A 5,716-nucleotide genomic window follows, 5' to 3' on the forward strand; every position below is an offset into this window, starting at 1 on the left:
GAGAAGCAGTAGAATGGCCACTCAAATACCCTAAGGCCTTCGAGAGGCTCGGCATAACGCCCCCGAGGGGCATACTCCTCTACGGTCCGCCGGGAACCGGTAAGACCCTCCTCGCGAAGGCAGTAGCAAACGAGAGCGAGGCAAACTTCATCGGAATTCGCGGACCTGAAGTTTTAAGCAAGTGGGTCGGCGAGAGCGAGAAGAGGATAAGGGAGATATTCAGGAAGGCCCGCCAGGCGGCCCCAACAGTGATATTCATCGACGAGATTGACGCGATAGCGCCCGCAAGGGGAATGGAGGGCGACCGTGTTACGGACAGGCTCATCAACCAGCTCCTCACCGAGATGGACGGCATAGAGAGGAACAGCGGCGTCGTTGTCATAGCGGCAACCAACAGGCCCGACATCCTCGACCCGGCTTTGCTGAGGCCGGGAAGGTTCGACAGACTCGTTCTCGTTCCAGCACCAGACGAAAAGGCCAGGCTTGAGATACTCAAGGTGCACACAAGGCGCGTCCCCCTCGCGAAGGACGTGAACCTTGAGGAGCTCGCCAAGAGAACCGAGGGCTATTCGGGAGCCGACTTGGAAGCCCTCGTGAGGGAGGCGGCATTAATTGCAATGCGCAGGGTGATGAGAGAACTTCCAAGGGAGCTGGTCGAGGAGGAGAGCGAGGAGTTCCTCGAGAGGCTGAAGGTCTCCAAGAGGGACTTCGAGGAGGCCCTGAAGAAGGTCAAACCGAGCATAACGCCCTACATGGTTGAGTACTACAAGAACTTTGAGGAGGGCAGAAAGAGAACGCAGAAAGAGTCCAAGGGAGTTGACTACTACACCTTCTGAGCTTTTTCTTTTGGAAAAAGGTTTTATACGTTGAACAACTAAGGCCTACAGGATTAACCATGGGGGGGACTTGAATGGTCAAGATAAGAGCTTCCAGGCTTAGGGACGTTGAGCTTATAACCGACACGGGAATAAGACTCGGGTGGGTTTACGACCTCAGCTTTGACGAAGAAACCGGCGAAATCCTTGTAATCGTTGCCGAACCCGACGAAGACCTCGACACGAGCGAGTTCGTTACGGACCATGAAGGTCTTCTCCTGATTCCGGTCAGCGCCGTGAAGAGCATAGGAGAGGTCATAATCATCGACTCCGGAAAACTCGCCGTTAAGTCCAAGCTCCGCGCACTTCCAAAACGCGCCCCGGTTCAGAGGGGGAGGATTGAAAGGAAGGAGGGCCTTCCAAAGCCAGAAAGCTAAAGCCCCTGAAAGAGTCTCTCCGCCAAAAACCTCGGCAGTCCCGCTTCTATTATCTTCCTCGCGCTTTCCTCGACGTCATATTCGACACGGTGAAATGTCAATTCTTTTGTCTCGGTATCAAGGAGGGCGTAGCTGGCCCTCCAGTCCCCGTCCCGCGGCTGACCTATTGAGCCGGGGTTTATTATCCTCCTCCCGTCGATTTCCTTCAGCATCGGCACGTGGGTGTGGCCAAGAAGAAGGTCGTCCTGACGGACGTAGCTGAGAACGACCCTGAACTCGCTTTCCGGAAGCCAGGGAAAGAGGTACTCGTCGAGCGGCGCCCTCGGAGAGCCGTGAATGAGCAGATAACTCCTGCCCGTGTCGTCCGTGAAGAGCTGCCTTACTGGAAGTCGCCTGAGGAACTCGAGGTTTTCACTCGTCATGACGCGCTGGTGCCACCTTACGGCCTGCCTCGCGTAGGGATTGAAGCTCCAGTCGGCGCCGAAGGCTATCGCGTTGTCGTGGTTCCCCCGGACGCAGAGGAAAATTCGCTTTTTCATAACCTTCCTTACGAAGTCCACGACCTCGTTTGGACTCGCCCCGTAGCCCACCAAGTCACCCATGCAGAGGAAGGCGTCGGCGTCTTTAATCTCATCCCACACCGCTTCGAGGGCCTCGAGGTTCGAGTGGATGTCGCTGATTAGCGCCAGGAGCACCTCCCCACCCCCTCATCGTTTTATCAATCCCACAATCACAAGGACTGCCCCAAGGATAATCAGGACAAGCCACAGGTAGAGGGAGTTTACGATACTGCTTGTAACCGGGTGGGGACAGGAAAACCCCAACTTGAGTTCCATATACGTGGTGTAGTTGTGAATCACTAGAACGTTCGTGAAGTTGAAGCCCGGTGCGAACGTTACCCTGGAGGGGTTCATCTCACAGGAGATTTTAAGAACACCCGTGTATACATTTACACCCCCATTGGGGAGGACGAGGGTTACGGAGTATCCGAGACCTTTGCTCAGACAGGGAACATACGAAAGGAGAAGCTGGGTTGGTTTTCCAAAGGCAGTTTCGTTTCCGATTCTTAGGGAGCTGTTTGAAAACTCCATGACCCTCTCATTACCAATGTACACGACTCCCCTCGGCTCGGTAACGTTGGCCCTGAATCCGCTGGAATCGCAGGGTATGTGAAGTCCTCCCGAACCTGAAAGCACCGTGAGATGGTTATCTCCAACTCCAAGAAGCCCCAAGTAATCCTCCGACGAATAGTAGACCGTAACGTTCTCCTGCTGAGAGAGGTTCTCCACCGAGAGGTTTTCAAAGAAAATCGGACGCTTTGGGTAGTAAAGCTCCCCGCGCCTGATGAAAACGTACCCGGACCCGCTGGGGTTGTCCACGACGGTTATCGAGCTTTGATTCACGGGCACACGGATTGCCAGAACGTAGGCATAAACCGGACCGCCGTTCTGAACAGTCCTTATCCCGGCCCACGAGAAATGAATCTTCTCACTGTCCGAGGGACCTCCATCAACGTTTCCTGGCCTGAAATAAACAAAGAGCACGGCTCCAATGAGTATCAGGGCAACCCCGAATGCGGTTAGCTTCTTTCCCATAGTATACCCCCCATCGAAGACCCTGAGAACTTCAATGCCAGTGTAGTTTGCGCGCACGTTCTTAAAAACTTTTTGTAGTAAAATGAGAAACGAGCAGGAAGAAAAATTCACTCCTGCTTGGACTTCCACCTGCTCCAGCGGTAGAGCGCCGCGAGGGCCTTTATGGCCCTGTCCGGCTCCGGATAGGCTGGAATCCCCTCCTCGTTGAGCCTGTCGATTGCTTCCTTGGCCTCGATTCCGCCGACGATGGCAACGACGAGCGGCTTCTTCCTTCCGCTGGCGTTGTACTCGCGGATAACTATGTCGGCAAGCTCCCTCGGGTCGAGAACTGCCGTCTGGCAGTAGAGGACGGCTATGCTGTGCATCTCCGGGTGCTCGAGGGCGGCCTTGATTGCCCCCTCGTAGCCCTCGGCGCCGGCCATGCCGGTCAGGTCAACGGGGTTCTTGTAGCTTCCAAAGGGCGGCATGTAGTTGGCGAAGACCTTGAGCTGCTCGAGGTCGTCGTAGAGGTGCAGGCCGGCTTCCTCAGCGGCATCTGTGGCCATAACACCTATTCCACCGCCGTTGGTGATTATGACGAGGTTCTCTCCCGGCGGCTCCGGCAGGTTGCTGAGGGTTCTCGCGTAGTCGAAGGCCTCGCCGATGGTGTAGGCCCTTATTATCCCCGCCTGCTTGAATGCGGCATCGTAAATCCTGTCGCTTCCCGCGAGCGAACCGGTGTGAGAAGCGGCGGCTTTGGCACCGCGCTCGCTCCTTCCAGCCTTTATAACGACTATCGGCTTGACCCTGCTGACCTTCTTTGCGGTCTCGAGGAACCTCCTGCCGTCCTTGACGCCCTCCATGTAGATGAGTATGGCCTTGGTGTGCTCGTCATCCTTGAAGAACTCGAGAAGGTCGGCGTCGTCTATGTCGCTCTTGTTACCGATGCTGACGACCGCGGAGAGGCCAACCTTCTCAAGGATTGTCCAGCCCATGAGGGCGATTCCAAGCGCTCCGCTCTGGCTGATGAGGGCGAGCGGACCCGGAAGGACATCCGTTGGCCCGAAGGTTGCGTTGAGCTTCTCGGGTGTGTAAACGACACCGAAGATGTTCGGACCGAGGATTCTCATGCCGTACTTATGGGCCGTCTCCACGAGCTGCTCCTCAACCTTTTTGCCCTCAGGACCCAACTCGCCAAAGCCCGAGCTGATAATCGGGAGAACCTTAACCCCCTTCTTTCCGCACTCCTCAACAACCTGTGGCACGAACTTGGCCGGGACGACTATAACGGCCATGTCAACCTCGTCGGGAACGTCGAGGATGCTCTTGTAGGACTTGAAGACGCGGTTGCCAATCCTAATCTCGACTCCCTTTACGTTCACAGGGTATATTTTTCCCTCGTAGCCGTACTCCACGAGGTTCTTCATAATAGCGTACCCTATCTTACCCGGCTTCTCGGAGGCACCTATCACGGCAATGCTCTTCGGCCTGAAGAGGGCTTCGATGTTCGGGTCAACCATTTTTATCACCCCTGATGACATTTACACTTTTACATCTGTAAAAGACCGTTAAAACCTTTCCCTTCCCTTTTTGACGATGAAAAGCTCGACGGGCGTTAAAAACTGGTGAACAATCAATGACTCAAATATCTTCACAACAAACGAAGCTTTCCTCAACTTTATTCACCCCTCTAAGGAAATCGTTGAATACTGTTTGTTAAATCAAAAAGCTTTTTAGATGTTAGGTTGCACTAACTCAGGTGGACATGGGAAAAAAGCATCACGATATAGGATTCATAGAGGAGAGCCTACTAAAGTGGCTGAGTATTCTGTTTGATATAGTGGTCATAGGCCTTGCCACGATAACGATGGGCTACGTAGTGTACATGATGATTGAGCTTTTTCTGCTGGCGCCACTCTCCATAGAGGACGTTCTTCACCAGATAGTGCTGATTATAATATTCCTCGAGATTTTCGAACTGCTGACAATGTACGTTAAGGAGCACCACGTCAGCATGAGGAACGTGGTTGAGCTGGGCGTTCTGGCGATGGTGAGGAAGATTATAATCACCCTCGACTACAATCAGCTCGGCTGGCAGACGCTCATAGGAATGGCGGCGCTAATCTTCGTTATGGGCTGGATTTACGTTCAGGAGAGGCAGAGAAGGACGAGGCACGAGGAGTTCCTACTCACACACGGCATTAAGAAGGTTTAGGCCGATGAGGAGCCTTCCCCTCCCTGAGAAATGATGAGAACCCGGTAGGCTGAGGCAAACCCTAAAATATTCCAACCCCAATTCTCTTCGGTGGTGAACATGGGAGTTCAGATTGGTGAACTCGTCCCGAGGAGGGAGATTGAGCTTGAGAACCTCTACGGTAAAAAGGTCGCGATAGACGCGTTCAACGCCATGTACCAGTTCCTCTCAACCATAAGGCAACGCGACGGAACGCCCCTTATGGACTCCCAGGGCAGGATAACATCCCACCTGAGCGGGTTCTTCTACAGGACTATCAACCTGATGGAGGCCGGCATAAAGCCCGCCTACGTCTTCGACGGCGAGCCGCCGGCGTTCAAGAAGAGGGAGTTAGAGAGAAGGCGCGAAGCGAGGGAAGAAGCCGAAGAGAAGTGGCACGAGGCCCTTGAAAGGGGGGACATCGAGGAGGCCAAGAAGTACGCGATGAGGGCAACCAAGCTGAACGAAACCCTCATAGAGGACGCCAAGAAGCTGCTCCAGCTAATGGGAGTTCCCGTGGTTCAGGCCCCGAGCGAGGGTGAGGCCCAAGCTGCATATATGGCCAAGAAGGGCGACGTCTACGCCTCGGCGAGCCAGGACTATGACAGCCTTCTCTTTGGAGCACCGAGGCTCGTCAGGAACCTCACGATAACCGGG

7 protein-coding genes are annotated in these 5,716 nt (G+C 54.4%); 4 read left to right on the forward strand and 3 right to left on the reverse strand.

The window, feature by feature from the left end; genetic code table 11:
- A partial coding sequence (locus MVK46_RS09595; RefSeq protein ID WP_297536455.1) for an AAA family ATPase occupies positions 1–836 on the forward strand: 836 nt, incomplete at its 5' end.
- Between the two features lie 74 nt (positions 837–910).
- Entirely contained in the window at positions 911–1,252 is a 342-nt protein-coding gene (locus MVK46_RS09600) for a PRC-barrel domain-containing protein (RefSeq protein WP_297536456.1), read from the forward strand.
- Here the strand turns inward: MVK46_RS09600 and MVK46_RS09605 are convergent.
- From MVK46_RS09605 to acs, 3 genes are all read right to left on the reverse strand, one after another.
- A complete protein-coding gene (locus MVK46_RS09605; protein WP_297536457.1) occupies positions 1,249–1,947 on the reverse strand; it encodes a metallophosphoesterase family protein in 699 nt (232 codons plus the stop codon). The two genes, MVK46_RS09600 and MVK46_RS09605, sit on opposite strands and share 4 nt — an antisense overlap.
- 12 nt (positions 1,948–1,959) lie before the next feature.
- Entirely contained in the window at positions 1,960–2,847 is an 888-nt protein-coding gene (locus MVK46_RS09610; protein WP_297536458.1) for a hypothetical protein, read from the reverse strand.
- A gap of 107 nt (positions 2,848–2,954) precedes the next feature.
- Positions 2,955–4,346 (reverse strand): acetate--CoA ligase alpha subunit, encoded by a 1,392-nt coding sequence (gene acs, locus MVK46_RS09615; protein ID WP_297536459.1) that lies wholly within the window; start codon positions 4,344–4,346, stop codon positions 2,955–2,957.
- A gap of 245 nt (positions 4,347–4,591) precedes the next feature.
- Between acs and MVK46_RS09620 the strand changes: the two genes are divergently transcribed.
- Both MVK46_RS09620 and MVK46_RS09625 read left to right on the forward strand, forming a co-directional pair.
- Positions 4,592–5,041 (forward strand): phosphate-starvation-inducible PsiE family protein, encoded by a 450-nt coding sequence (locus tag MVK46_RS09620; protein ID WP_297536460.1) that lies wholly within the window; start codon positions 4,592–4,594, stop codon positions 5,039–5,041.
- A 99-nt stretch (positions 5,042–5,140) separates the two neighbouring features.
- Positions 5,141–5,716 (forward strand): FEN1 family endonuclease (locus MVK46_RS09625; RefSeq protein WP_367182649.1); only part of this gene is annotated, 576 nt, incomplete at its 3' end.

Origin of the sequence: Thermococcus sp. (genome assembly GCF_027066465.1) — an archaeon.
Classification (GTDB): domain Archaea; phylum Methanobacteriota_B; class Thermococci; order Thermococcales; family Thermococcaceae; genus Thermococcus.

Coding starts and splice junctions, on each gene's coding strand:
- MVK46_RS09600 (WP_297536456.1), top strand. CDS start 911: ATGGTCAAGATAAGAGCTTCCAGGCTTAGGGACGTTGAGCTTATAACC.
- MVK46_RS09610 (WP_297536458.1), bottom strand. CDS start 2,847: ATGGGAAAGAAGCTAACCGCATTCGGGGTTGCCCTGATACTCATTGGA.
- acs (WP_297536459.1), bottom strand. CDS start 4,346: ATGGTTGACCCGAACATCGAAGCCCTCTTCAGGCCGAAGAGCATTGCC.
- MVK46_RS09620 (WP_297536460.1), top strand. CDS start 4,592: ATGGGAAAAAAGCATCACGATATAGGATTCATAGAGGAGAGCCTACTA.